The organism is Sphingobacterium sp. UBA5996 (genome assembly GCF_002429765.1).
GTDB lineage: Bacteria > Bacteroidota > Bacteroidia > Sphingobacteriales > Sphingobacteriaceae > Sphingobacterium.
In genome coordinates, this window is the sequence record NZ_DJAS01000018.1 from 79,911 (window position 1) to 106,040 (window position 26,130).

A 26,130-nucleotide genomic window follows, 5' to 3' on the forward strand; every position below is an offset into this window, starting at 1 on the left:
AATGCATTAACAATCTCCCTTGAATGTCATAAAAGTCAAAAAAATATTCTTTTTCACTTGACTTTTTCTGCGTTGAACCTTACATTTGGTCTATCGAATGACTTCGTAGCTCAGTTGGTAGAGCAACAGACTCTTAATCTGTGGGTCCTGAGTTCGAGCCTCAGCGGGGTCACTTCCAAAAAAGCCGTTTTACGTACGTAGGATGGCTTTTTTTATTGCTAAACAACCTTGATAATTTACTTATTTCAGTTATTAACTTCATGTTATTAGTAGCGTGGGGAGTTTATAAAATTTGGCTATGAGATCCGCTTATCGTATTGGTCATCGAATATTTTCTGCTCGGAAAACATAAAACTCTTTAATCTGTTATTAATTCAGGAAATTAATTGCGTAAATTTGTATTTCAGAAGATAAGCTTATGGAAGACAAGAAGATTTCGATATTGTACGTTGATGATGAAGAAAACAATTTGTTTTCTTTTAAAGCGACATTTCGGCTAAAGTATACCGTATTTACCGCCATTAGTGGCGCTGATGCAATCGATATTGTCAAAAACAATCAAATACACATTATTATTACGGATCAACGTATGCCAGAAATGACTGGTGTAGAGTTTTTGGAGCAGATTATTAAAATTAATGCCGCCCCTATGCGTATTCTTTTGACAGGATATACGGATATGGCTGCTGTTGTTGACGCCGTTAATAAAGGAAAAATCTTTCATTATCTCAATAAGCCTTGGAGCGAAGAGGAACTCGATCAGACGATTCAGCGCGCTTATGATGTATATGCAGAACGTCAAAAGATTGTGGAGACAAATTCTCAGCTAGAGACTTCTAACGACCAATTGGAATTTTTGTTACGCCAAAAGCTACTTTCGTAAAAATAAGATAAGTTTAGGAAAGTAATCTTTTAAGCTTGTTGATGTTTTCTCGTAGTTTGATAAGCTTTCCATCGTCTATGATGGTCAACTGTAAAAGGCTTATTTGCTCGGTATGACGACAGTAAAGGTCGTACCTTGATTGAGTTGTGATTGCACTTCAATTTTTCCCTGGAGCTTAAAGAGTGCATTTTGAACATTATAGAGTCCAAACCCCATCCCTTTAGCTTGATCACTAGCTCTGAAGAATAGTTTGAATATATCGTCAACATACTCTGGCGATATCCCTATTCCATTGTCGCTCACAACTATTTTCGCTTTACGTTCTGATACCAAAACAGAAAGCTTGACAAACTGATTCTCTTGCCCCTTACTTTGGTATTTAAAAGCATTAGAAAGAAGATTATGTAAAATGAGTTCAAGAAGCGCCTTGTCTCCATTAAAATTCTCCTTTTGATCCACTAAAATTTCAAAAGCGACCTCTTTATTTTGCGTATACATACTATAAAATTGACGTATATTGCCGAAGAGTTCTTCAAAATTTATCTCGGACAGCAGGAGCTCGCCTCGTCTTAGTAAATAATAGTCGCGTAGGCTGTCAATGTAAGCGTCCAAACTAACTAATGAACTATCCATTAGCGCGAGCAACTCATGAATTCGATCTACGCTGTCAAACTCCAGTCCAAGTTTCACAGCGGAAAGAACTCCGGTCAACGGATCACGAAGGTCGTGGCTAACGCTATAAGCAAACTTATCTAATTCATCATAAGCTTTTTGTAGCTCGCGATTTTTTACCTCAAGCATGGAGTTTGCAACATAAAATTTATTTGCCTCTTCTATAGCCGAAACAATCTCTTCATTCATCCAGGGTTTGCGGACAAATCTAAATATATGTCCTTTATTGACTGCTTCAATTACAGTTTCCATATTGGCGTAAGCTGTTAGAAGAATACGGATTGGCTTTGGAAAGTCTTTTTTTATGCGGTGTAAAAAATCGATGCCCATCTCATCAGGCATACGTTGATCGCAGAAGATAATACGGATATCCGGATGAGTATGAAGTATCTTTTCAGCTTCAGTTGTGTTGGATGCTGTATAGATCGTATAATCGTATCTAAAGTTCGCTTTAAAGCTAACTAAATTGTTGGCTTCGTCATCGATATATAGTATTTCAAACTCCCTCTGCATAATTTTATTATATGGTTTTATTCCCTTACAAAAGATATGAAAAAATAATAGTTAATTGAACTATTTTAAGTTTATAGTTATACTAATCATTTTGTTGAATGGGAATGATTAGTGTAAAACTAGTACCCTGTCCCACTTCTGAATCTACAACAATCCGACCATGATGTTTTGCAATAGTATTGTAGGCAATGGACATTCCTAGACCAGTCCCCTCGCCGACGTCTTTCGTCGTAAAAAACGGTTCAAAGATCCGTTCATGAATTTCTTTTGGAATACCAATACCATTATCGGCGATTTTGATAAAAACCGAAGTGTCATCGCTATAAACTCCGGTCTCAATACATATTTTTCCACCGACTTCGTGGTTGAATTTTTTATTTACAGCATAAATAGCATTTGTAACAATATTCAGAAATACTTGATTAAGTTTACCTGCATGACATTCTACTTTCGGCATATCTCCATAGATCTTATCAACCTCTATTGTGTTATTCAATAGACTATTGAGAATAACCATCGTTGATTCAAGTCCCTCATTCAGATCGGCAAATTTTAATGTATCCTCATCCACACGTGAAAAAATCCGTAAACTCTTGACTATTTCCGCGGTACGGTGAGCTCCATCGTGCATACCTTTTAATAAAAAATCCACCTCTGTTTTTAAATAGTCAATATCTAGATCGTCTTTAAATTTTTTAATCTGAATTTGTTTTTCTGTATCCGATATACCTTCTTTAAAGGCTATACGTTCCACTTCCTCCAGTGTTTCCCAGATCATCTTTATGTCACGTTTTAATGGGGCAACGTTCGATGTGACAAAATTGATAGGGTTATTGATTTCATGGGCAACCCCGGCTGTCAACTGACCAAGGGACGCCATCTTTTCAGCCTCAACAAGCTGGGATTGCGTTTCCTTTAGGTGAGTAAGAGTGGTCTGTAGTGACTCGTTAGATTGTGTCAATTCACGTGTCCGCTCATCCACTTTTTGTTCCAACACTATATTTTGCTCGCGTATCAATCTTTCGTTTTCTAACGAAATCGCTAATTCCCTGACTTGCGAGGCTTCTTTCTCTTCTTTTAAGATATTGATACTATAAGCGAGACCGAATGATAATAGAGCCATTTCAACAACGGAAGCAATTTGTACAGCGTTGCTTGTAAAATCGTTGTATTGTAGGATGCCATAGTCCTTTAGTAAGAATACGACTGAACCCAACAATAAAACCGTCCAACCATAAACAAAATATTTAGCGGGCTTATAACCATTTATCATCACACGGTAGGATAAGTAAAGGACGAATAAAGACCCCGCCCCCGTTGTTAATTGCATAACTGTAAATGCCAGTTGGGTAAGGTTTAGTAGTGTTAGAACTGAGCCAATGACAAAGAGGACAATGAAAAAAGTGATCACACGCCGTGATCTAGGCGCATTTTTGGATAATTGGAGGAATGAATCTGCAAAAAGTAAGGCACATAATCCTGATAGACATCCAAAAATAATCGGCCCTTTTGTTGCGAAATACGTCCAATTTGGCCATAAATATTGAAAACTGTAACCTTTAATTCCCATTTGTGTTATTCCTGCACAAAGAACATATAGTACATAATATAGATAGCCCCTCTCCCGAACAGAGAAAAATAAAAATAAATTATATATTGCCATAATGCAGACAATTCCGATATAAATACCGCTTAATAAGCTATCATCATTCATTTCTTTTAAGAAACTTCGTTCGTTACTTAAATAGATTGGTAGAATAATCTGTTCGGTGCTCTTAACTCGAATAAAAAATGTGGTTTTCTTATTCCCTGTTAATTGAATGTCAAATGCGTAATTAGGTACCTTATATTTTCTAGCCGAAAAAGGGCGATGTTCTCCCAACTTGATCGATTTATAACTCCCATCTGGTGAGGGTATAAATAATTCGACCTCGTCAAGAAGAGGATAGGCGATCTCGAGTAGGAGCTCAAGTTTATCTTTGCCCTTATTTATCATCGGCAACCGGAGCCAGATATCAGAAGATGATGTACCTAAATTGGGGACTTTGCTTCCCAAAGATTGGAAGGATGAATCCGAAGTATCTGAAAAATCAGGCCGTCCATTGCCTTCGTAGCGTTCTAGGCCATATCCGATCAATAAGCGCTGCGTGGGGTGTTCTATAATAACCTCTCCAAAACAGGGCGGACTATATGTACAGATCAATAGGAAAATTAGGTTAAGCCAGCATCTCATCACAATATGCTATTTTTTTGCTTCGGCGATAACTAAATTCATAGAGACAAGGAAGCAGCCCGCTTCGTCAGCTTGGTTCAATGTGTTTTGAAATTCCTCCATCTCGGCGGTGCTCAATTGCTCTTTTTCGACCATTTCTAAAAGGATTTTATCTAAAAATAGATAACGGTTAGCTTCCTCTTTCGAGCGCACCACCATACAAAATGTTTGCAATTCTACGTGTTTAAAACCTTGATTTAATAGATCTGAGGTTAATTTATTTCCGGCCCAGCCATTATTCACTTTTTCATCGGTCAAATAATGGCATATCTTTGACTCAATACCCACATGTTTGCTATAGAATGTCAGACTATTCCAGATGGTCTCAACGATAACCAGAGGTTTCCCCTCAATCAAAACACGGTGAACCTCGGCAAACATTTTTTGTGCTTCCGATAGATGTTGTACAACGCGTTCCATTCTAATACCGGAGATGGAATTGTCTGCAAAGCTAAGGTTGTAAACCTCACCTTGAACGAAGTCTACATTTTTTATGTTTGCAGCGCTTGATTTCGCATGCTCAATTAGGGTGTTATCATGATCTAAACCAACGACTAGTACATTATCACCCAGCATATTCGCCAAGTTGATGGCATCCATTCCAGTGCCACAACCAAGATCGACAACCACGCCCTCTTTAATCGAATTGAAAGGAGTGTATGAATGTATTTTCAATTGTTTAAGAAAATCACCGGTATCCATCAAGTATCCGGCATTATAATGCTTATTGTCCATTACAAAATATTTAAATTACGATCATCTGGCCTATGGTCTAATGATGTATGTTTCAGATTTTTAATAATCTCATGTAGATCCCATTGATTCAAATTCGGAATATCAATTTGATAATGGATTTCAATTTCTTTATTCCGCAAAGTTTCTATGCGGACAATATTGGAATTATTACGAAGGGAAAGAATTGCATCTTTGTTTTCTTGATCGGCTTCGGTTAGGGTTTCTAGGTTTCGCATAATCATCACAGTTGCCAGCAGGTCTAGCTTAGGATAATAAAATGTACCATTATTTCCAACACTGGTGTCGATCCGGTAGCCAACACTTTCTGCTAATTTTACTGTATAAGGAGCGCATAAAGCAAATAGCGATTTAATGCCGACCTGTGTACTGATTGCAGCGCCAGCCCGTGTTAAAAATATGCTGCCAATGCCATATCCAGCAATCTCTCGCGAGTTCCATAGCCCACAGCCTTCACCTGTTCCCTTTTGCGCGTACTCATAAACAAGGTCTAAAATTTTAGCATCCATCGATCCGGTTGCTTGTTCAATCGGAAGAGGTTCGCTACCACCAGATACGTGTATGCGTACTCCTCCATAGACTTTGTCGCCATCAAGGGATTCTACGATCAGCACGAATGATGCCGGATTATACATCCAGTCATTTTTGGAGGAAGTCACCTTCTTCACGCCTATTGCCGTTAATACATGCGCGTGTCCTTCTATGAAACGTTCACAGGTTTGGGGATCGTCGATAGCCCGAAATGCTCTTAGTCTTACTACTGGACGTCCTTCGTTGAATAATAATGCCACCGAATGCTTGATTTATCGTTTAAACGCAAATCTAATCAATTAAATGCAAAGCTGTTTATTCTTCAAATAATTTATATCTTAAAGAAATTATCTGTACTTTTCAATGATGGAATTATTTGATTTTTTTCATCTATATAGGCAAAAATTACCTATTTTAACCGATTTCATCGAAAATATTTTATTGTCTTATTAAATTATATTTTTGACATCATAATGTCCACCTCACAGCATTAATGTTTCTGCAGGGTATTTTTATAAATCTGACCATCTTTTATAATTACCAAAAAGTTTTTATCTGGATCTGCCAACAATTTTAGATCCTTGAGCGGGTCACCATCAACAAGGATGAGATCTGCCAGCGCGCCTTCCTCAACACTTCCTAGTTTGCCCGGATATGGACTTCTTAATCCTGAAAGCTGTAGAAGTTCACCATTATCGTGTGTAACCATTTTAATGATTTCGACATTTGTAAACCACTTTTGAAGTCGCAATATAAAAGCATTCTGCAATTTATTCAGATCAGGTTCAAAAAGGAAATCTGTACCCCAAGCTAGTTTTACGCCATATTTTTTAGCCATAGGCCACACTTTTTCCTGACCTTCTATGACAGGCTTACGCTTAATTCTTCGTTGCGGATCCATATCCGGCGTATCTTCCACAAGATTTTGTAAACTTAGCCATATATTGTTTTTTGCGATTAGCTGCAACGTTTCTTCGTCAAGCAATTGTCCATGTTCGATACATCTTACGCCAGCTTCGATCGCTCTTTGAATCGCTCTTGGTGTATAAGCATGTACGGTGACATAAGTTCCCCAATCTTCTGCCGCTTCCACTGCCGCCTTCATCTCGTCAAGAGTATATTGGGTTACATCTACTGGATCGTATGCAGAAGAAGTGCCCCCGCCTGCCATGAGTTTAATTTGACTCGCTCCAAATCTCAAATTTTCTCTCACTGCAGTCAATACCTCGGCACGCCCGTCGGCGATAAATGTGGCACCATATCGTTCTGCACGAGAGACTACTCCAAAAAAGCGGCGTGATTTTTCCTCAGGAGTACGAAAGTCCCCATGCCCTGCCGTCTGGCTTATCGTAGCCCCAGATGGCCATATCCTAGGTCCCAAAAGTTTGCCCTTATCAATGGCAGCTTTTAATGGGAATATTGGACCACCGACATCTCGTACACTTGTAAAACCACGCATTAACATCTGTTGAGCCGAACTGCCTACTGTATTGAACAAAAATTCTTCCGATAAGTCATTTGTCATCATCTGTGGCATTGTCAAAGCGCCAAATACCAAATGTACATGGGCGTCAATCAAACCCGGCATGAGGGTTTTGCCTTTACCGTCAATTCGAATGACATCCTTATCTTTCGCCTTAATTGGAGACGCGCTTATGTGCTGAATGGTGCTGCCTTCTATTAAAACATACCTTGGAGAGGTTAGCATTTGACTCGTAAAGTCAATCAGTTTGACATTTTCTATTAAAACCTGCTTCTCCTGACCTTGGATAGCCTGTAGAAAAACTATACAAAGAAATAGAGTTAGTAGTTGACCTAGACGCATAGTATGAAGAATTACGGTGATATATAATATGACAAATAAATTTTGATTTCAACGAACTGATGTCAGCTCGAAAAGTATCTTCTAAGTTAAACTATAAATTTAATATATTTTAGATGTTTCGGCACAAATTTTCTCTCGACTCCTCTTTTTAGGTAAATAGGAGTCAATAATGCTAGCAATCATTTGAAAAGAGTTAATTTTATTCCATTATGATGTATAAAAAAATCATTCGAAGTTATTTAAGTGGTGTAATTCCTAAGATCAGTACTAATAAAGAACTGTTCACCTTGTCTTTCTTGCTCGGTTTATCAGCCTATCTCTTCCTGATCGTTTTTCAACCATTTGGAACGTACAATTTTGATCATATCCATAAATTTGTTTTGTTATCCGGATATGGGGCAATATTATCTGCAGCATATATACTAGTTTCTCTTGTCTTACGTACAAAAATCGAAACGATTGCTATGGAGTTGTTCCGCATTACCCTTGTACTACTAGTGACAAGTTTTTTTAATTTCATCTATCATGGTTGGATTATTAATGGTGTGCCTCTACAGTGGGGCAACCTCCCTTATATTGGATTTTATACACTGTCACTCTATAGTCCAATTGGAACGATTTATTTTTTGCTTCGAATAAACAGGTATAGTCCACATGATGTACAAAATAATCCGCTTAATGTTGTAATTCCGATAAACTCAGATGCGATATCAAATCAAGGTAATGATTGTCATTTTTTGACATTAGTCAGAATTCCAAATGGAAGCCAAACATTAACATTACGGCCGGATGATTTTATTTTCGCAAAATCGATGGACAATTATTGCATGATCTATTTCAGAAAAGATGATACACTGAAGAAGCAAATGATACGAATAACATTAACGCACTTGTCTCAGCTTCTACATACGGGGGCTATCCACCGGTGTCACCGATCATATCTAGTCAACTTTGAAAAGGTATTGGTAAAGGAAAGAAATGCACAAGGTTTTTTGTTGCGTTTTGCAGATATTGAAGATTTCGCCATCGTTTCAAGGTCTGCAATTGAATCCGTTCGACCCTATTTATAACCAACGGCCAGTTACGCTGTTGTCAATCATCCCTAAAACTTGACGTATACCACATAATTTTGTGTATTCCTAAAGTGGAGCATAATTTCACTTAAAAAAAAGATGAAAACTAAAAATTTAAACCTGCTCTTACTATTTCTTTTTTTCGGAATATATTTTATTCTTGATTATTCGTTCTTTTCCGCACTGCAATCTACTCTAATTAACTATATTCCTAGTCGGTTTTTAGGGCACGTGTGCGCTTATTCTATAAGCCTTTTGCCACTATTTTTGGGAGCAATGCTACTTAAGCCAAGAGAGTCAGATAAATTCTTTACAAAATTCGGGTTAAATGGTTCTTTTCTACAAGGGATTTCTTTTGGGGTGATAACAACTTTGCCGATGTTCTTGGGTTACGCCTGTGTTTTTACCATAAATCGTAAAATAGATCCAAACACGCTATTAATAAATAGTGTATCTTCAGGATTCTTTGAAGAGATAATCTTTCGTGCCTATTTTTTTGGTTTAGTTTTTCGCTATACCCGACTAGGCTTCATTCCATCCATTTTTGCAACGTCATTCCTATTTGCCTTACTACACCTTTATCAGAGTCAGGACTTGGTTGAATTGGTTTTGATATTTAGCGTAACGTTCTTCGGCGCGATCCTGTTTTCGTGGTTGTATGTCGAATGGAAGTTTAATCTATGGATCCCGATCGCACTTCATATTTTTATGAATTTAGCCTGGATGATCTTTGATGTTGCTGACAATTCCGCTGGAAATGTATGGAGCAATTTATTTCGTTTTTTTACTGTCTTTATGGCGATTGTATGGACGATCTTGCATGCGCGGAAAACGAATGCTGGTCTACAGGTCAAATTGAGAAATTTATGGCTGAACAGTTAATGGGATATCTTATTTCAAAGGGCGTTTGTGGCTGTACATGTGTTGTTGCAAAATGACTCTCTTGAAGATCATATGAGCAATAGTTTATGGCTAAAATAGATGCTTTGGTGATCGCTAACTCTTAGATAATCCCTGAAAACCAGTATTTTTTTTGGCATAAGATTGGCTAACTTGATGTTTATGAATAGACTGTTATTTTTACCACTATTGCTCTTGATCGGATCAGCTTTAGCCATTGGAACATTGAGTTGTGATCGCAACACAAAGGATAAAGGCACAGGTGCAAAAGATTCATCTATAGTTAAAATAGTAGCTGTAAAGGATACGATCACCCCTACGCAATTCCCTCCTTTGCCAATTGATTATGAAAAGACGAAGGTTTTAAAAAACAGCTATGTGGTTGATCGGTCAGGCGTTGAACTTCGTCAGGGGCCTGATCAGTCTGCGCCGGTATTGGGGAAATATCCCTATGGTACCAAACTCGATGTTATTGCTGAAGAAGGGGATTGGGGTGCCGTCATGGATCGCATTCAACGGGATTATAAAGGAGCACAAGGTGAGATGGGTGATGTAACGAGATGGGAAAAGGTATATGTCGCAAAGTCGAAGCTGGGAAAACAAGATCAAATTACAATATCACCAAAAGATTTAAACTTAATCATTTCTATTACGATAAATGGTCGAGAAACCTATTATGAAAAGGGACATTCTTTAGATAAATATCTCCGGGTAGAATTGATCGATGAGCAAACATTTTCTGCAGCTCGTAAAACTTCGAAAGACTACTTGATAAAGGATACCATGTCTTATCCTAAAAATGGGAAGGTATTGGAGCTGCCTTTGAAAAATGGGGAAAAACTAATATTTACGGATAAGGGTATCGATAGTGAATTAGAAGAGCGCTATTCGTACAAAGGGCATTATGATTTTCTAAATGCTTATGCAGTGGAAGGGAATTATTGGGAAAGTTCTGATGTACGCCTTTTTGACAAACAAGACGGTCATTTAATTGTGGAGTGTGGTGCCTCCCCCTTCTTTTCATCGGATAAAAATTACCTAATGACTCTGCTGGCTGATCCTTATGAATCCACGGGAGACTTACAGCTCTTCCACGTGAAACAAGGGAAGGTTTCACCAATGCTTTTTGTCAGGTTTAAGGAGTGGATGCCAACTTGGAAGGAGGAACTGATATTCTGGGGGAACGATTGTTGCATCTATACCGCTGCTAACCATATCAATGGCTATTGGGGGGATGAGGGTGCTTTAAATGAAAAAGCACAGTTTATTAGAATTAGCATATTACCACAGTAGAAAACAGCTAAGCCCTACTTTTAGTGATCGGAATACTTAGATTGTATTATTTTTCTGTTCACTAAAACTATTCTAACCTGTACCTGTTGTATTCATAAAATTAGATTATAGTTTGTAATTTAGCTGGATGAAATTAAGAATATTATCATTATTTACAATCATTTTTATGTTTACTATGTCTTCCATGGCACAAGAGCAACCATGGAAAGAGCATAATAAATGGATTTGGGGACCTTCCGTAGGTTATCAGTATCAAAGTGGTAATTTTCTGAAAGTTTCAGGCTGGGGATTGTTTGCCCCTAATGATTTTCAATATATGAAAATTGATGCCGGCGCTAATTTCAGCTGGATGGGAGGTAAAACAACTGTCATTCCAGAGTTGGGGTTCACCTATTACCTAAATGATTTTGTTCTGTTCCCTTTTGTGAAAGCTGAACTCACACCTTACACAATAACACCTAAAGTCGGAGCTAGTCTCTTTTCTATTGTCGATCTCGGTATAGGTTATGGATTTGACTATAACACGAAGAAAAACTTTAAGCCAATTGAAGGGTTTACTGTGTCGGTCGGTGTCAATATTCCGCTTAATTTTCATATTTATTAATAGAAGCATGCAAAGTAAGATTTCCTATCTTTTTCTCGTTGTATTTATCTTATTGGCACTTATTGGACGTGTTAGAGCACAAGATTACTTAATCGGCCCTACCTTGAGCTACCAATTTCAAAAGGGAAGTATAGTAAAAAGTGGCGCTTATTTTGCTTTTCCCGTTGTTGGTGATCATATTTTGCGAGCCGATGCTACAGCCAACTTTACCTGGACTCAAAAGAAATTTGCCATCATCCCTGAGGCTGCGGTAACTTATTATCCTCAAACATATGTTCTGACTCCGTTTTTTCGTACAGAACTTAGTCCTTATACTATAACACCGAAAGTTGGGTTGAGCTTAGCGACTTTATTGGATATTGACTTGGGATATGGATTTTCAATCAACGACAAAAAAGATTATAATCCTATAAAGGGATTCGCAGTATCTCTACGATTCAGTATTCCGCTAAATTATCGAATCAATATGTAGTTTGATTTTCTTTGTGTCTCATTAGCCTAATTAAATACTCCAAAATCCTAGTTTGCCAAGATCATTTTTGATTATGGTCTGTTTCTTTTTTTTAATTTCTTGTGCTACAGTGTTTTTAATCTCTTTTGGACTAGTTGTCAAGCCACTTCTTGAATGCGGTGACTCTTTCCCGTGAAACAATGAGCTCATCCGATGTATAGTGCTTAAGGTATATTTTCAACCGGGCATTGGAATGTACAGCAATACTTTTGATGGCGTCAAATTGAACGATAGTGCTTCTGTTGATCCTGAAAAAATCTTTAGGGGACAATTGCGGTACCAAACCGTCCAATGTCTGATCCAAAAGATAATTTTCATTTTCATTTGTATAAAGATAAGTGCCTTTGTTCTCACTATAAATACATTCAATATTCTGGGTTGTCACTAGTTTTATGTTTTGGCCAAGTTTTATTGTAAAGCGTTCCTTGTAGGTTGGTAAAGCGTTGCTAAACAAAGTTTCTAACGATGTTAGGTCGAAATGGGTATTGGGTCGCCTAAAATGAAGGAATTTTTCAACTGCATTTTTCAATTCTTCATCATCAATCGGCTTAAGTAAGTAATCAATGCTGTTTTGTTTAAACGCACGTAACATATATTCATCGTATGCAGTGGTAAAAATAATAGCCGCACTTGGCTTAACCTGTTCGAGAATATCAAATGAAATCCCATCAGCCAGTTGGACATCCAAAAAAAGTAGATCAGGTTCAGTATTTGACATAAACCATTCTACAGATTCCTCGACAGTTTGCAGTACCGCAGATACTGTGTAACCCATGTTCTCCAATTTTCTTTGGAGTAGTCTCGCTGATGGAAGTTCGTCTTCTATGATTAATATTTTCATGGCTTGTATAGGGTGCTTATTTGTCGTCGGATCCTTGTGTTTTTAATTTAGTGCCCGTTACAGCGCAAGAGTTTGGGGGCGGGGCGCAATTTCTTTGATAATCGGTAGCCCAACTGAAAACAGGATATCACTTTCCTCAATATACACGGGTAAATCGGAGAGTATTGCATACCGCTCCTGAATATTTTTTAGGCCAATTCCCGAGTGGCCATGGAGCACCTTCTTCTTTTGAAGATTATTATCAACATAGAGGTAATCATTTTTTCGATAAATCTTTAATAAAAGAGGTTTTCTAAGTGAAATAACATTGTGTTTGATCACGTTTTCGATCAGTAGTTGAAGTGAAAGAGGTAGAATAAATCCCTTACGCTGCTCATCATTGATCTCTAAATCGATCTGAATTCCCGCTTCGAATCGAAGACTTAACAGATTCAGATAGGCTGTTGAAAAAGTGAGCTCATCCTGCAGTGAGACGAAACTTTTATCTTTATGCTCCAAAACATAGCGATAGATTTTAGAAAGATCAGTGGTAAACATGCTGGCCTTTTTGGGACTCTCCTCAATTAAACCATTTAATACATTCAGACTGTTGAACAGAAAATGCGGATCGAGTTGATTCTTGAGCGATTCAAATTGTGCTGCTATTAGTTCCTTTTCTTGTTGAGATTCCTTGATTTGATAGTCTTTGAACCTTTTATAAAAGTAGAGACCAAAGAAAATCATTGAAATGCACCATGATATCATCGCCGTTTGAAAGTAGTATGCAACACGCTGCTGATGAGTGAAATGGTGAAAGCGCTGAGCGAAGCTTTTAGTAACGCCCGGGTAGAATAGGCCGGAGAAAAAAGCATTCACAATAAAAACGACTACTATGGTCAAGAAGAAACTGACACTATAGAAGATAAGCATCTTTTTCCCAAAATCTTTACTGTTAGGGTATTTATTCCCTACCCATTTCGACAGATAGTTATGGCCTAGGAAAAGAAAAAATCCGTATAAAAGACCTCTGGCCATATTAGGGTGAAAAATAATGGATGTCCAAGGGACATCGTTATGGTCAAGCTTGGTCATAACCACAAAATAAGTGCTTACGACGAAGCTTGCCAATAACGCTTGTATAATTGCTTTAAACGGTGCTTTTTTCACAAAGTATTAATTGCATTCTTTTAACAGTTGTTCTGCCCGATCTTTGCCCCATGATGGCGCAAAGGGAATGGAGACTTTTTGTTCATTGAATAAAGATAGTGCTTTCTTGACATCCTCACATTTTTTACGGGTATCTTGATTGAAATATTTTTTTGCGTTCATTTGGAATTCTGCGAGGCCCAATACTGCTCGTGGATTATTGGGGGCTAATGCAAGTGCTTTCTTATAAAGGCCTATGATGATAGGCGACAGTTCCTTACCTTTTGTCATGGGATCGGTTATCATTAATGCTGTCTTGTTCATTGCCCGTAAAATAAGCCATTCAGGATTATTGTCTTGTGCAGTGCTGTTCAAAATATCTTCCGCAGATTGTATATATTTCGCTTGTGTTTCTTTATTTTTCTCTTTAAAGGAAGCAGTTGTGAACACCATTGCTTGATAATACGCTGGTATCCAGTTGTTTTTTTCTACCTGTGAAATACGTTCGAGAAGAGCTGCCGCCTTTTTTGTCTCTCCTGACTGCCATAAACCCATGGCCTGGCCCATACTTTTTTCAAAATTGCTCTGTGCAAATGTTGTACTGCTTATTAAACAGATAATGGCGATAATAATCGATTTCATAATTTTTAGTTTAGTAGTAAGTATTTTTTTGTTATTGTCTTTTCGAGTTTACAGGGGTGAAGTTGCGTATCGTTGCTCTCAATTAAAAACAAATTTGGATGAACCGACGTATTTCCCTGATGAGCTGTTGCTTCCTATAGATTGTCCAGTTGATTGTCTTTGTCGTTTTTACTGATCGTCCAGAAATACCCAAGAAAAACAAATCGTTTGGCTGTAGGGACAATCGGTCTACGGTTATAAATTCCCTGTGCATTTGGTTGATCTGCGTACTGATAACCGTAGATCGGTGAAGCGCCGAGAACGTTACTGACGGAGAAATGGATAATTTTTTGTTGGCTATAGAGAAAAGACCAGCTCATGGATAGATTATTATAACCCCTGATGTGGCCATCCATAAAGGAGCTTTGGTTAGGATCATTATAATTTCTGCCCGATACGTAAGCGTTAGTCAAACTGAGTTGTGAACGAAGGCTTGAAAACCAATATTTTCCAACGATATTAAAACTATGTTTATAAACATAAGGCGGAGTAACAGTAGATGGATAGTTCGCTTCATTTCTCTTGCTGTCTGTGTAGGAATAGGATATCCAGTACTGTAGGTTTTTTACACTGCTGCTGTTTTTGTAAAATAGGTCAAAGCCTTTGACATCTCCGCTTCCATTATTGTCATATTGGCTATTATATTGAGGTGTTACACTATTGTATTTAACCAAGTTGTTATAAGTTTTGCGGTATGCCTCTAAACGAAGTAGATGTCCTCCACGCGCATAGAAATAATTTGCGATATAATGTTTGGCCGCTAACCAGTCGAGCTGAGGAGCATATTTTAATACTGGTGTAGGTGCCTGCTGATGGAAGTTCCCGAAAGCAACAGAGAGCTGGGTATATTTATTTAACGCGTAGCCCAGCGAGGCCCTCGGTTCTAACGTTTTCTTGTTTTGCAAATTGGAAGAGGTTTCTCGCAGGCCGATCTTCCCAATCAAGTTTGGTAAGAAACCAAAGGTCGTTTCAGTATATAGAGCAGTCATTTTGCTCTGGAATCCATACATATAGTCAAGGTCTTGCCGGTGGTATTCTTCTTGATAATTCGTGTCAAAGTATTCTATTCCCCCAATGCTTTTAATCTTGTTGTTCCAGATTTTACTTAGTGTTGCTTTTAAGTGAAGACTCTTTTCATCATTAGGTAGGTAGACCTCTCCGTAATGAACCTTATCCGTCAGATAGCCTAGGCCTATGCCCGATTCGAGCGTCCAGCGGTTTCCTAAATTCTGGCGGTAGCTGATATTGGTATAGGCGTTGTTGGATTTCTTTTTCACCGGGACAGGGTTTGGGTAATTGATGTCTGCTTGGTAAAGCCCCATATTTTCGAAAGTGTAAGCCCCATAAATATTTAGAAAGCCTTCTTTAAATTGATGGCGATAAATCATTTCTCCAGCGGCATTTTCATAGGGCTTCGTCCAGTTAATATCTGGTGTAATAATTTTTGAATAGGGGCTTAGGTTTGTATAATTGCTGTTGAAGGTTAGCGAATTTTTGCCCCATTGTAAAGTATGCCCTAAACCTAATCCAACGGAAGATAGCGAAAGTTCTGTTTTGGGTTGTTCTATCGTGTTTTCGGTATTCAGGGCTAGAATGCTCGACAGTGCATTTCCAAATTCTGCAGAATAGCCCCCAGTAGAAAAATTCACGCCCTTAAACAAAATGGGCGAAAACCTGCCCCTGACAGGAATTTCATTAGGCGTTGCGGTATAAGGTTGGGCGACTCTGATACCATTAATGTAAGTCTGTGTTTCGGAAGCATCTCCACCGTGGACCATAAGACGCCCATTTTCTCCTCCGACCTGTGCTCCAGGCAATGTGGCCAGCGCGCTGATGATATTGCCCATACTTCCTGCGGTAGTAACGATATCTAAAGGGCTCATTACGGTGTTTTTACCGGAACTATTTGCTTGCAGAATACCTGCTTGAATGGTGACTTCTTGTAAACGATTTTCGCTTTCTAGCATTTGTATAGTCAGAAATTCTTTTTGTGGCAGTTGGATAGACTTGCTGTATAGGGGAAAGCCAACTACGGAGGCTTTGATGATTTTAACTCCTTGCTCATTCGTTTCAAAAGCAAAGTTGCCAAGTGAATCTGTGGTGCCGCCATCATAGCTACCATCGATATAAATATTGGCCAAATAAATAGGTTTACCATTTTTGCCGACTACTTTTCCTTTTAGAATAGACTGTGCAAATAGGATGTTAATGGAAATAAATAGTAAGGTTAATAACAGCTTCATTTTCTTTATATTTTGCTCAAATATGGCTGATAGTACCATTTACTGCTAAAAAGAGTGGATGGAATGTCAAAATATCGTGATGAATTGAGGTATCCCAATTTTATGCTGTAAATTGATGCCGAAAAATACGGTTTGATAACAGAAGTGTGCGCTGTAATTTAAGTCAAGAAAAAGCGAATAACTATTTTAAATGACTGTTAGTATGCTGTGCGAATGTTGACTGTGTTAAAATTCTTGACGGCTATGATGTACCAATAGTGAAACATTCCCAAGTGATTGGCTAACTGGAAAATAGCTACGAGCAATCATTTAACGAGCAATCATTTAAACTGGCTTTCGAAAATATTACAGTTTTTTTCGATTCATCCACAATATATAGCAAGTCCCGATGCGCAGGGCAAAAGAATCGGTAACACCAACATGAATAATTTTACGCGTTTAGAACAACCAACAGGCCGGCTTATTACAGTCGATGACAAAGAATATCTTTTTTTTGGAGGAACCTCGTATTTAGGTTTGGCAACTGATCACACGTATGCATCTATTTTTATAGAAGGTATACAACGCTATGGCATAAATAACGGGACTTCGCGAAATAATAATGTGCAACAGGCGATCTATGACCAAGCGGAAAGATATGCGGCGAGGCGTTTTGATTTTGAAGCGAGTTTATTGCTTTCCAGTGGATATCTAGCTACTCAATTTTTGATTAAGACATTGGCCGGCGAAGGAGAATTGCTGTATGCCCCCTCCTGTCACCCCTCGTTGTGGCTAGACGAAAAACCTGTCGTAGCGGGAAGTTTTATTGACTGGGCCAATTCAACTGTTGCATATATTAACCAATCGGTTCAAAAATCCTTTATTATTGTCAGCAACAGTCTCGATAATATGAAGCCGGAGATTTATGACTTTACTGTCTTTGCACAGATTAATCCAAGCAAGCGGGTTTTGTTGCTGCTGGACGATTCTCATGGAATTGGTGTTATGCGAAAAAATAGTATTTCGTTCGATAAGAGCCGTTTTAATTTGGCTAATATTGAACTGATTGTCGTGGCTTCATTAGCGAAAGGGCTGGCAACAGATGCGGGTTTGATTCTGGCAGATGAGCAGCGGATCCAAAAGCTAAAAAAATCCAATTTTTATACCGGTGCATCTCCGAGTTCGCCTGCGAGCTTATATGCATTTGTACATGGAGAGGAGATCTATTTACAGCAATTCAAAAAACTGCAGTACAACAGCAGTTATTTCAAAGCACGTATAATGTCCAGATTAAATGCTGTGCCTAATTTTCCTGTCTTTTCATCAACAGACATCAACCTTTATGAAAGACTGATGGCGTCAGGTATATTGGTTTCGAGCTTTCCCTATCCGCTTGCTACAGACCCGCTATTGAACCGTATTGTGGTGAATGCACATCATAGCGAAGCGGATTTGGATCGGTTAAGTCATGCTATTGGCATATATTGATTTTTATCGCGCAACTAATGAGTCAACATCTTGTAAATTAGATAATTGTTTTTATTTTTGAACTTTATTTTAATGGTTGGATAAAACTAGGATCTCGTTAAATGATTGTAAATGTTTGGCTTTTGGAAGCTTATTTATCAAAAAAGTATTTAAATAATTTCCATTACTCATTTTAAAACAATACTTTTGCATCCCCAAACATTAGTTGGCTTAAGGGTTGAAAAATAAATAATTACAGTAAAATAGATATGACTAAAGCAGAAATTATTGCAGAGATCTCTACCAAAACTGGCTTAGAGAAGGTAGATGTTCAAGAAACCGTAGAGGCGTTCTTTAAAGTTGTCAAAAACGCAATGATCGGAGGAGAAAATGTATATGTAAGAGGTTTTGGGAGCTTCGTAGTCAAAAAAAGAGCTGAGAAGACTGCAAGAAACATTTCAAAAAATACAGCAATCATTATCCCTGAACACTTTGTTCCTAGTTTCAAGCCAGCTAAAATTTTCGTAGAGAAAGTAAAGAATGGCAATAAATAATCTTTAAAATAGATTAACATGGCAAAAACCAAACAGATAATAGTAATAGGATCAGTAGTAGCCTTGGTTGCTGTGCTTTTGGCGCAGCCTATTAAAGGTTTGGTGAACAAAGAAAAACAAACTGCTGCAGCATCTGGATCGAAGCCTTCCAATGAAATAAATTTGGAAAATATATCTTCGATGACAAAACAAGGTTTAGATGCTAGTTTAGTCAAAGAAATTTCCGATATTGAGGGCCAAGTTGCAAAAGCTTCTGGAGAGGATAAGATAAAGCTGTTGCAACAGTTGGCAGATAAGTGGGATGATGTCGCTAAACCAGCCCCTCAGGCTTTCGTCTATGAGGAAATGGCAAAGGTTTCACCCAAATTTGAGTATTGGTTGAAAGCAGGTAACGCGTATCGTGCTGCTTATACAAATTTGCAAGATTCTACTTTAGCGCAGGCGTTGAATCAAAATGCTATTCATGCCTATGAGGCGGCGTTAAAAGCGAATACAAGTAGTTTGGACGCAAAAACAGGATTAGGTGCCGCAATGGTATCAGGAACGAATAATCCCATGGCAGGTATTGCCTTATTGCGGGAAGTCGTTGCTGCAGATCCTAAAAATTTAGAGGCAAATAAAACTTTGGGATTGTTTTCATTACAGTCCCGTCAGTTTGACAAAGCCATCGAGCGTTTTAAGACCGTTATCGATCAAAAACCCGATGCTGAGTCATACTTTTACTTAGCCACGGGCTACGAAAATATTGGGATGAAAAAGGAAGCTGTGACTGCTTTTCAAAAAAGTAAGGAACTGGCAGCCGATCCTTCCCTATCACAATTCATTGATCGAAAGATTGCTGAATTGAGCAAGTAATTAATTTATTATTTTATAATCATTAAAAAATTTAGCTATGCCAAGCGGAAAAAAAAGAAAAAGACACAAGATGGCTACTCACAAACGTAAAAAACGTTTAAGAAAAAATAGACACAAGAAAAAATAGTCTTGTGATGAGCTTTTAAACATCTTGGCCCATTTTGCTGAGATAGCTTTACGAAACGATCTACATGTCTGTGAAGGGTATGTAGATTGTTTTTTTCGTAACAACGTTCTTTAAATGTTTAATCGGATACCAAAGATTGCGATAGGATATTGCATAGGTATCAAAAATGAGTAGCTTTTGGTAAAGGAATTAATTATCGATTCAACTCCTGATAAAGGGGTAACTATTGCTTTACTTCAAGATAAGCAGCTTGTTGAACTTAACCGCGAGCCCGCAAATAATAACTTCGCCGTTGGAGATATCTATCTCGGACGGATTAAGCGAATTATGCCAGGGCTTAATGCAGCATTCGTAGATGTGGGCTACGAAAAGGATGCTTTTCTACATTATTTAGATTTGGGTCCGCAAGTTCAATCTTTGCTAAAGCTTACCCGTATAGTCAAGAATGGCAGTTATCAAGAGAAACTGCTCAATAGTTTAAAACTTGAAAAGGATATCGATAAAGCTGGTAAGATCTCTGATGTCTTGAGCAAAAATATGCTCGTGCCAGTACAAATCGCCAAAGAACCCATTTCAACAAAAGGACCGCGTCTGAGTTCAGACCTTTCAATAGCAGGTCGTTTTGTCGTTCTGGTACCTTTCTCAAGTACTGTTTCCATTTCCAAGCGTATCAAAGGTAGTAACGAACGCAACCGTCTCAAGAAGATTGTCGAAGGAATTAAGCCTGCAAATTTTGGCGTGATTATCCGTACAGTCTCTGAAGGTAAGGGGGTCGAAGAACTACAACGTGACTTATTGGACCTGATCTCAAAATGGGAGCTATTTACCAAACGTCTTCGTAATGCTGAACCGCCGCAAAAGGTTCTTGGAGAAATGGATCGTGCATCCACTATTCTACGGGATATTTTGACCGACGAGTTTTCGCATATTTATGTTAATGATCCTTCGATCTTCGAAGAAACAAAATCATATATACACGATATATCTCCAGATTTGGAGAAAATTGTCAAGCTTTATAAACATAAAGAGCCAATTTTTGATCATTTTGGAGTTGAAAAGCAAATCAAGGCAGCTTTTGGCAAAACGGTAACATTACCAGGTGGTGCGTATCTCGTTATTGAGCATACCGAAGCCTTACATGTTATTGATGTCAACAGTGGTAACCGCTCTGCGAATAAGGAGAATCAGGAAGACAATGCATTGCTGGTCAACATGGAAGCAGCAAAAGAAATTGCGCGACAGCTGCGTTTGCGTGATATGGGTGGAATTGTAGTCATCGATTTTATCGATATGCATAAACCCAATCATCGAAAAGAGCTGTATACATTCTTAAAAGAATGTATGGCATCGGATAGAGCAAGACATACGATTTTACCACCAAGTAAATTTGGATTGGTGCAAATTACACGTCAGCGCGTCAGACCTGAAATGAATATTGTCACAAACGAAAAATGTCCGGCTTGTGATGGTACAGGTGAGATCCGATCAAGTATTGTCGTGATGGATGATATTGAAAGTAATTTGAAATTTATTCTTCAAGAACAAAACGAAAAAAAGGTGACCTTATGTGTTCACCCTTATATAGACGCCTACATTAAGTCTGGTTTGATTTCGAAAAGAATGAAATGGTTCATCAAGTACGGAAAATGGATTAAAGTAAATCCAATGACGTCATATTATCTAACTGAATTCCATTTCTTCAATGCGAAGGATGAAGAAATCAAGTTATAATAGAAAGAGATTAACGAAAAGGGTTAGTAGGAATACTAGCCCTTTTTTGTTTTTATTCCGTTTATTGTTTAAACCCAGTGGATAAATATGCCGTCCTTTTCCATTTTTCGGAAATAAGTCATTTGCCGTTTAGCGTAGCGGTGTATTTCAGTTTCTAATTTAGTAACGAAAGCTGGATAATCGAGCTGTCCAAGAAGGTGGAGTGAGCCATATTTATATTCCAGTCCATAATATTGAAGCTGCTCGTGCGTGATACCTTCACTCAGAAGTTTTCCAACTTCTTCTAAAAAACCTTCTTTTAAACGTTGTTTTAACCTTTGGCTAATGTGCGAACGTCTGGATTCCACTGGCGGATTTAATCCGATCACTATACTGTCAACCATCCGTTGCTGAGCGAGATGATTTGGATTTATCTTTAAAAAAGACAATATTTCTATCGCTCGGATGATTCGCTTTTTAGTAGAAAAATCGATTTGGAAATCTGCCGGTAGTATATATTCCTGGAGACGTTTTAGCAATTCAGCTTCTGAGTACTCAAGCAATGACTCCTTTAGGCCTGCTATCGATGGGATCAAAGCGTATGGGTTTTGTTGGATAACACTTTGAATATATAGGCCTGTACCACCACAAAGAATTGTATGATTTCCTTTTTCTAAAATAGATTGTTGCGCATGGTGAAAGTCCTCGATAAAGTTTCCGAGATGATAGCGTTCTCCCGGTTCGAGAATATCAATAAGATGGTAGGGAATGTTTTGATATTCGGATAGGTCTTTTCCCGTGCCGATATCCATTCTCCGATAAATCTGGCGGGAGTCTGCGCTGATGATTTCAGCGCCGATATGCTGGGCCAGTTGTACCGCCAATTTGGTTTTACCGGAGGCAGTTGGGCCTAAAATAACGATAACTTTCTCCTTTGAAACAGCCTGCTGCTCCAAAAGAGAAAGTATAGGATTTAATCTGTCTATCACAGAACAAATTTAGTCCATTTTTCTGTTCCTTCGTTATTTTTTACGACAGTATCGATAAAAGCCATACCTCTTACGCCATCATATACTGTTGGAAAATCTTGTTGTTCTGCAGTAGGAGTTTTTCCTTCACGTATTGCAGTCACAGTTGCAGCAAAATTACGATAGATATTCGCAAATGATTCCAATAAACCTTCTGGGTGACCAGCCGGGACACGGGTGTTGTGTGTTGCAAATGAGCTTAAGGTATAGGGAGCACCATAAGCATTTCCTGTACGATAAAGCTGACGCGGTTGATCAAGCATTTTAATGATTAAATTGTTAGGATCCTCGTTAGCCCATTCCAATCCACCTTTTTCACCATAGATACGGATGCGAACAGCATTTTCTTCACCTGCTGAAATTTGGGAGGCCATTAATACACCTTTTGCTCCATTTTCAAAACGTAAAAGTACCGAACCATCGTCATCCAATAGACGGCCTTCAACGAATGTTGTTAGATCTGCACATAATTCTTCGATTTTTAAACCAGATACATATTCTGCTAAATGTGCAGCATGTGTACCAATATCACCCATAACCAAAGATTTACCAGAACGTTTTGGATCTGCACGCCAGGCGGCCCCAGCATTGCCTTCTCGTTCTGTTAACCGGCTTAACCAACCTTGAGGGTACTCAACAACAATTTTTCTGATCTTTCCGAAGTGACCTTCCTTGACCATCGCTTTTGCTTGTTTAACCATCGGATAGCCAGAATAAGTATGTGTAAGACACAGTGTGCGGCCTGTACGCTCTACAGTTTCTTGTAATTCTTTTGCCTCTTCAACAGATACAGTCATTGGTTTTTCAACCACGACATCAAAGCCTTTTTCCATGGCTAATTTAGCTGGAGCGAAATGCAGAAAGTTAGGTGTTACGATCGTTACAAAATCCATGCGCTCTCCTTCAGGAAGCAAAGATTCTTTCTCGATCATCTCTTCATAGTTTAAATAGACACGCTCAGGTGCTACAAATAGGTCTTCTCCAGATTGTTTTGAAATTTGTGGATCGATACTAAAAGCACCACAAACTAACTCAATCTTGCCATCCATAAAAGCGGCAATACGGTGTACAGCTCCGATAAAGGCATCATTACCGCCTCCAACCATACCCATGCGAAGTTTTCTCTTCATAACGTTATTATTTTTTGATTATTTATTTTTCAAACCCTTACAGTGTACAATATACACAATTTAGCTTATTTTAGGTATAAAATCATCTTGATGCTACCCATATTTTCCTTTGGAAGGCCATGCGGATATTGTTTAATTAATGCATTTAACTCTTCTTTATTACGATAAACATGTCTTTTTGTGTCTGCTACCCAAAAGTTGATCGGAGCTGTTATTTCTTTCACAACAAAGCCGATTTTTTCCAAAGAGGAGTGCTGGCTCCAATCGCGATCGGTGAAGGTCATAATATCTCCAGGTGAAAAATCTTTGCAGAAAGCTTTGATCAATTTGCTTAACCCACCGATTACATTGAATCCCGCTTTGTTACAAAAGCGTATCAGCTCGAAAGAACGATAGTCATCCTCCTTGTCCATCATGCGGCGCCCCCCAGAGAATATAGCGACAGCAACAAGCTCGCCCTTCTCAAAGAGTCCATAACGATATTTACCTGGCAGAGCACCCTGTAAATGATGTTCCACGAGGAACTGTAAGCTTGTCTTTTTATCGATCCGTGCCACCACAGTCTTGCGTGCGAAGATAGATTTGTTGTTTTTAGTTCGCGAAACAATACGCTTGACGATGAGTTCAAACTTGGTTGTTAATAGGTCTTCATCAATATGAATACAAGTTTCGGAAGTTTGGCTCCTAATAGGTTTATTGTTAGGGTATAATAATATGGTTGTTGTTAATTCAAGGGAGGATATTTGTATAAATCCATCAACTTCAAAGAGTTGTAATGAGACTTCAAGCGCTTGCTCAAGTCTAAGCTTAAACTGTGTTGACAGCTGTATAAACGATGGATCCATAAAACAAAAGTAACTTTTGTGGAAGTCTTCACGAAATATTCGATTTTAATAATTATCCGTACCTTTGTAAGCGAGCGTATAATGGTGCTATAGCGTATCTTTGGTTTAAAAGCAGAGCGAATCAGGTTCAGAAATTAGTCGAACATGAATCAAAATTTAATTGTGCAAAATTTCAATAGGTACGAAATGACCTTTAAGAACAAACGACGTGTCGTGTACTCCTACGATTAGGAGTATCTGCACTTATATAAATAATTATTTACATATGAAACTTCCGATAGTGGCGTATGGCGATCCTGTATTAAGAAAGGTCGCTGAAGAAATAGATGAAGACTATCCTGATTTAAAGAAATTGATTGATGATATGTTCGATACCATGTATGCGGCGCATGGTGTTGGCTTGGCGGCACCGCAGGTAGGCTTGCCTATACGTATGTTCGTTATCGATGCAACTCCTTTTGCAGAAGATGACGAAGAAAACAAAGAAATGCTTCAATCGTTCAAAAAGGTTTTTATCAACCCGATCATGGTAGAAGAGTCTGGTGAAAAATGGACCTTCGGAGAAGGATGCTTAAGTATCCCAGATATTAACGAGGATGTATTACGTCATCGGAATATCCGTATCAATTACCTGGATGAAAACTTCGAGGAACACGAAATGGATCTCACTGGTTTAGCTGCCCGCGTGGTTCAGCACGAATATGATCATATTGAAGGAAAGTTGTTTACCGATAAATTGAGTACGTTGAAAAAAACGATGTTGAAAAGTCGGCTGGATGCCATTTCGAAAGGAAATATCCGCGTTGGTTATAAAATGCGATTCCCACAGCAAAAGAAAAAGCGTTAGTCTGTACTAACGCTTTTTCTTTTATCTCTTCTCCTTGTTTAGCGATTGGAGTTTCGAAGCACAAGGTTCGATCGTTCCAGTCCTCTTTACAATTTACTGTTGAAACCTAATAAGTAGTCCATCAAAACCTCTGACAGTGAATTTAATCGGGGTAAGGGATTCCACTCAATCCAGGCGAGGTAAGTATAAACGATATTTAACGGCAGTCATTCGTATAAAAAATACAACTGCAGCTCCGATAAAGGCTGCCCACGAAACATCAAGATCAAGGTGCACCAATAAAATATACATGAGACCACCACCTAAACAGGCTGTAGCATATACTTCTTTCTTAAAGATGAGCGGTGTTTCATTCAACAGGACATCGCGTGTCATGCCTCCACATACGGCAGTAAACATTCCAAAGATAATGGCAGCATAGGTATTACTTTCATAATTCAGTGACTTTTGCACCCCTAAGATGGTAAAAAAGCTAATTCCGATGGCATCAAAAAGTGTCAATGTACGATAATAACCATACAATTGTCTATTGAAGATAATGGCAATTAAAATTCCGATGAAAATAGCGATGAGATAATTGCTGTCATTTACCCAGACTGGGCGCAGATTTAAAAAAATGTCCCGCATTGATCCCCCGCCAATGGCGGTAACAAAACCTAAAAAGGCCGCTCCAAAAATATCAATATCCTTACGTTTTGCTGAAAGGGTACCTGATATTGCAAAAAATAAAGTGCCAAGCAAATCGCTTAGATAAAAATAGTTGGCATCTGTAATCATGGTAATCCTTTTAAGTAATTTTCATTATAATCTCGAGTTGGCGCCGCATTGTATAAATGCATTTCCAATTGGAAAAACTTCCCTTCCCTGG

24 protein-coding genes and 1 tRNA gene are annotated in these 26,130 nt (G+C 38.4%); 12 read left to right on the forward strand and 13 right to left on the reverse strand.

The window, feature by feature from the left end; genetic code table 11:
* Positions 1-99 precede the first annotated feature (99 nt).
* Positions 100-172: transfer RNA gene (locus B3E00_RS14505), tRNA-Lys, on the forward strand.
* Between the two features lie 246 nt (positions 173-418).
* Positions 419-883, forward strand: a complete 465-nt coding sequence (locus B3E00_RS14510) for a response regulator (RefSeq protein WP_209576897.1) — start codon at positions 419-421, stop codon at positions 881-883.
* 99 nt (positions 884-982) lie between these two features.
* Here the strand turns inward: B3E00_RS14510 and B3E00_RS14515 are convergent, their stop codons facing one another.
* The 5 genes from B3E00_RS14515 to B3E00_RS14535 all read right to left on the reverse strand — a co-directional run bounded on the left by B3E00_RS14515 (position 983) and on the right by B3E00_RS14535 (position 7,449).
* A complete protein-coding gene (locus B3E00_RS14515) occupies positions 983-2,068 on the reverse strand; it encodes a hybrid sensor histidine kinase/response regulator (RefSeq protein WP_293939002.1) in 1,086 nt (361 codons plus the stop codon).
* Between the two features lie 82 nt (positions 2,069-2,150).
* Positions 2,151-4,301 (reverse strand): sensor histidine kinase, encoded by a 2,151-nt coding sequence (locus tag B3E00_RS14520; RefSeq protein ID WP_293939004.1) that lies wholly within the window; start codon positions 4,299-4,301, stop codon positions 2,151-2,153.
* 9 nt (positions 4,302-4,310) lie between these two features.
* Positions 4,311-5,075, reverse strand: a complete 765-nt coding sequence (locus tag B3E00_RS14525) for a methyltransferase domain-containing protein (protein WP_293939006.1) — start codon at positions 5,073-5,075, stop codon at positions 4,311-4,313.
* Positions 5,075-5,884 (reverse strand): hypothetical protein, encoded by an 810-nt coding sequence (locus B3E00_RS14530; RefSeq protein ID WP_293939007.1) that lies wholly within the window; start codon positions 5,882-5,884, stop codon positions 5,075-5,077. The genes B3E00_RS14525 and B3E00_RS14530 overlap by 1 nt, the downstream gene beginning before the upstream one ends.
* 230 nt (positions 5,885-6,114) lie before the next feature.
* Positions 6,115-7,449, reverse strand: coding sequence for a metal-dependent hydrolase family protein (locus B3E00_RS14535; RefSeq protein ID WP_293939009.1), 1,335 nt, complete (start codon positions 7,447-7,449; stop codon positions 6,115-6,117).
* Positions 7,450-7,658: 209 nt separating this feature from the next.
* Between B3E00_RS14535 and B3E00_RS14540 the strand changes: the two genes are divergently transcribed.
* The 5 genes from B3E00_RS14540 to B3E00_RS14560 all read left to right on the forward strand — a co-directional run bounded on the left by B3E00_RS14540 (position 7,659) and on the right by B3E00_RS14560 (position 11,791).
* Positions 7,659-8,519, forward strand: coding sequence for a LytTR family DNA-binding domain-containing protein (locus B3E00_RS14540; protein WP_293939011.1), 861 nt, complete (start codon positions 7,659-7,661; stop codon positions 8,517-8,519).
* A gap of 102 nt (positions 8,520-8,621) precedes the next feature.
* On the forward strand, positions 8,622-9,404 hold the full coding sequence (locus B3E00_RS14545) for a CPBP family intramembrane glutamic endopeptidase (RefSeq protein ID WP_293939013.1): 783 nt from the start codon (positions 8,622-8,624) through the stop codon (positions 9,402-9,404).
* A gap of 180 nt (positions 9,405-9,584) precedes the next feature.
* On the forward strand, positions 9,585-10,715 hold the full coding sequence (locus tag B3E00_RS14550; RefSeq protein WP_293939015.1) for an SH3 domain-containing protein: 1,131 nt from the start codon (positions 9,585-9,587) through the stop codon (positions 10,713-10,715).
* A 184-nt stretch (positions 10,716-10,899) separates the two neighbouring features.
* Complete coding sequence (locus B3E00_RS14555) at positions 10,900-11,319, forward strand: hypothetical protein (protein WP_293880321.1); 420 nt, start codon at positions 10,900-10,902, stop codon at positions 11,317-11,319.
* Positions 11,320-11,326: 7 nt separating this feature from the next.
* A complete protein-coding gene (locus B3E00_RS14560) occupies positions 11,327-11,791 on the forward strand; it encodes a hypothetical protein (RefSeq protein WP_293886468.1) in 465 nt (154 codons plus the stop codon).
* 130 nt (positions 11,792-11,921) lie between these two features.
* Here the strand turns inward: B3E00_RS14560 and B3E00_RS14565 are convergent, their stop codons facing one another.
* The 4 genes from B3E00_RS14565 to B3E00_RS14580 all read right to left on the reverse strand — a co-directional run bounded on the left by B3E00_RS14565 (position 11,922) and on the right by B3E00_RS14580 (position 16,720).
* Positions 11,922-12,671, reverse strand: a complete 750-nt coding sequence (locus tag B3E00_RS14565) for a LytR/AlgR family response regulator transcription factor (RefSeq protein WP_293939017.1) — start codon at positions 12,669-12,671, stop codon at positions 11,922-11,924.
* A 57-nt stretch (positions 12,672-12,728) separates the two neighbouring features.
* Complete coding sequence (locus tag B3E00_RS14570; protein WP_293939019.1) at positions 12,729-13,817, reverse strand: sensor histidine kinase; 1,089 nt, start codon at positions 13,815-13,817, stop codon at positions 12,729-12,731.
* Between the two features lie 6 nt (positions 13,818-13,823).
* Positions 13,824-14,438, reverse strand: a complete 615-nt coding sequence (locus tag B3E00_RS14575) for a tetratricopeptide repeat protein (RefSeq protein ID WP_293939021.1) — start codon at positions 14,436-14,438, stop codon at positions 13,824-13,826.
* Between the two features lie 134 nt (positions 14,439-14,572).
* Complete coding sequence (locus tag B3E00_RS14580; protein ID WP_293886464.1) at positions 14,573-16,720, reverse strand: TonB-dependent receptor; 2,148 nt, start codon at positions 16,718-16,720, stop codon at positions 14,573-14,575.
* A gap of 420 nt (positions 16,721-17,140) precedes the next feature.
* Here B3E00_RS14580 and B3E00_RS14585 point away from each other — a divergent pair, with 420 nt between their 5' ends.
* The 4 genes from B3E00_RS14585 (at position 17,141) to B3E00_RS14600 (ending at position 21,433) form a co-directional block, all read left to right on the forward strand.
* Positions 17,141-18,187 carry an 8-amino-7-oxononanoate synthase gene (locus tag B3E00_RS14585; protein ID WP_293880328.1) on the forward strand — a complete coding sequence of 349 codons (1,047 nt, stop codon included), beginning with the start codon at positions 17,141-17,143 and terminating at the stop codon, positions 18,185-18,187.
* Positions 18,188-18,435: 248 nt separating this feature from the next.
* Positions 18,436-18,720 (forward strand): HU family DNA-binding protein, encoded by a 285-nt coding sequence (locus B3E00_RS14590; RefSeq protein ID WP_046673299.1) that lies wholly within the window; start codon positions 18,436-18,438, stop codon positions 18,718-18,720.
* An 18-nt stretch (positions 18,721-18,738) separates the two neighbouring features.
* On the forward strand, positions 18,739-19,575 hold the full coding sequence (locus tag B3E00_RS14595) for a tetratricopeptide repeat protein (RefSeq protein WP_293880334.1): 837 nt from the start codon (positions 18,739-18,741) through the stop codon (positions 19,573-19,575).
* 304 nt (positions 19,576-19,879) lie between these two features.
* Positions 19,880-21,433, forward strand: coding sequence for an Rne/Rng family ribonuclease (locus B3E00_RS14600; protein WP_293939023.1), 1,554 nt, complete (start codon positions 19,880-19,882; stop codon positions 21,431-21,433).
* A gap of 68 nt (positions 21,434-21,501) precedes the next feature.
* On the opposite strand, the gene miaA is transcribed toward B3E00_RS14600, so the two are convergent.
* The 3 genes from miaA to B3E00_RS14615 form a co-directional block, all read right to left on the reverse strand.
* The gene (miaA, locus tag B3E00_RS14605) at positions 21,502-22,401 is read right to left on the reverse strand and encodes a tRNA (adenosine(37)-N6)-dimethylallyltransferase MiaA (protein ID WP_293880338.1); all 900 of its coding nucleotides are present in this window, start codon (positions 22,399-22,401) and stop codon (positions 21,502-21,504) included.
* Complete coding sequence (locus B3E00_RS14610; protein WP_293880340.1) at positions 22,398-23,570, reverse strand: Gfo/Idh/MocA family protein; 1,173 nt, start codon at positions 23,568-23,570, stop codon at positions 22,398-22,400. The genes miaA and B3E00_RS14610 overlap by 4 nt, the downstream gene beginning before the upstream one ends.
* Positions 23,571-23,635: 65 nt before the next feature.
* Positions 23,636-24,415 carry a hypothetical protein gene (locus B3E00_RS14615; RefSeq protein WP_293880342.1) on the reverse strand — a complete coding sequence of 260 codons (780 nt, stop codon included), beginning with the start codon at positions 24,413-24,415 and terminating at the stop codon, positions 23,636-23,638.
* Between the two features lie 265 nt (positions 24,416-24,680).
* Between B3E00_RS14615 and def the strand changes: the two genes are divergently transcribed.
* Positions 24,681-25,262: a peptide deformylase gene (gene def / locus B3E00_RS14620; protein ID WP_293880344.1), complete on the forward strand. Its 582-nt coding sequence runs from the start codon at positions 24,681-24,683 to the stop codon at positions 25,260-25,262.
* Positions 25,263-25,427: 165 nt separating this feature from the next.
* On the opposite strand, the gene B3E00_RS14625 is transcribed toward def, so the two are convergent.
* On the reverse strand, positions 25,428-26,039 hold the full coding sequence (locus B3E00_RS14625) for a trimeric intracellular cation channel family protein (protein ID WP_293880346.1): 612 nt from the start codon (positions 26,037-26,039) through the stop codon (positions 25,428-25,430).
* Positions 26,040-26,130: the final 91 nt, after the last annotated feature.

Excerpts from the sequence above, each read along its gene's own strand:
- B3E00_RS14510 (WP_209576897.1), top strand. The coding sequence starts at position 419 with ATGGAAGACAAGAAGATTTCGATATTGTACGTTGATGATGAAGAAAAC.
- B3E00_RS14515 (WP_293939002.1), bottom strand. The coding sequence starts at position 2,068 with ATGCAGAGGGAGTTTGAAATACTATATATCGATGACGAAGCCAACAAT.
- B3E00_RS14520 (WP_293939004.1), bottom strand. The coding sequence starts at position 4,301 with ATGAGATGCTGGCTTAACCTAATTTTCCTATTGATCTGTACATATAGT.
- B3E00_RS14525 (WP_293939006.1), bottom strand. The coding sequence starts at position 5,075 with ATGGACAATAAGCATTATAATGCCGGATACTTGATGGATACCGGTGAT.
- B3E00_RS14535 (WP_293939009.1), bottom strand. The coding sequence starts at position 7,449 with ATGCGTCTAGGTCAACTACTAACTCTATTTCTTTGTATAGTTTTTCTA.
- B3E00_RS14540 (WP_293939011.1), top strand. The coding sequence starts at position 7,659 with ATGATGTATAAAAAAATCATTCGAAGTTATTTAAGTGGTGTAATTCCT.
- B3E00_RS14545 (WP_293939013.1), top strand. The coding sequence starts at position 8,622 with ATGAAAACTAAAAATTTAAACCTGCTCTTACTATTTCTTTTTTTCGGA.
- B3E00_RS14550 (WP_293939015.1), top strand. The coding sequence starts at position 9,585 with ATGAATAGACTGTTATTTTTACCACTATTGCTCTTGATCGGATCAGCT.
- B3E00_RS14555 (WP_293880321.1), top strand. The coding sequence starts at position 10,900 with ATGGCACAAGAGCAACCATGGAAAGAGCATAATAAATGGATTTGGGGA.
- B3E00_RS14560 (WP_293886468.1), top strand. The coding sequence starts at position 11,327 with ATGCAAAGTAAGATTTCCTATCTTTTTCTCGTTGTATTTATCTTATTG.
- B3E00_RS14565 (WP_293939017.1), bottom strand. The coding sequence starts at position 12,671 with ATGAAAATATTAATCATAGAAGACGAACTTCCATCAGCGAGACTACTC.
- B3E00_RS14575 (WP_293939021.1), bottom strand. The coding sequence starts at position 14,438 with ATGAAATCGATTATTATCGCCATTATCTGTTTAATAAGCAGTACAACA.
- B3E00_RS14580 (WP_293886464.1), bottom strand. The coding sequence starts at position 16,720 with ATGAAGCTGTTATTAACCTTACTATTTATTTCCATTAACATCCTATTT.
- B3E00_RS14585 (WP_293880328.1), top strand. The coding sequence starts at position 17,141 with ATGAATAATTTTACGCGTTTAGAACAACCAACAGGCCGGCTTATTACA.
- B3E00_RS14590 (WP_046673299.1), top strand. The coding sequence starts at position 18,436 with ATGACTAAAGCAGAAATTATTGCAGAGATCTCTACCAAAACTGGCTTA.
- B3E00_RS14595 (WP_293880334.1), top strand. The coding sequence starts at position 18,739 with ATGGCAAAAACCAAACAGATAATAGTAATAGGATCAGTAGTAGCCTTG.
- B3E00_RS14610 (WP_293880340.1), bottom strand. The coding sequence starts at position 23,570 with ATGAAGAGAAAACTTCGCATGGGTATGGTTGGAGGCGGTAATGATGCC.
- B3E00_RS14615 (WP_293880342.1), bottom strand. The coding sequence starts at position 24,415 with ATGGATCCATCGTTTATACAGCTGTCAACACAGTTTAAGCTTAGACTT.
- def (WP_293880344.1), top strand. The coding sequence starts at position 24,681 with ATGAAACTTCCGATAGTGGCGTATGGCGATCCTGTATTAAGAAAGGTC.
- B3E00_RS14625 (WP_293880346.1), bottom strand. The coding sequence starts at position 26,039 with ATGATTACAGATGCCAACTATTTTTATCTAAGCGATTTGCTTGGCACT.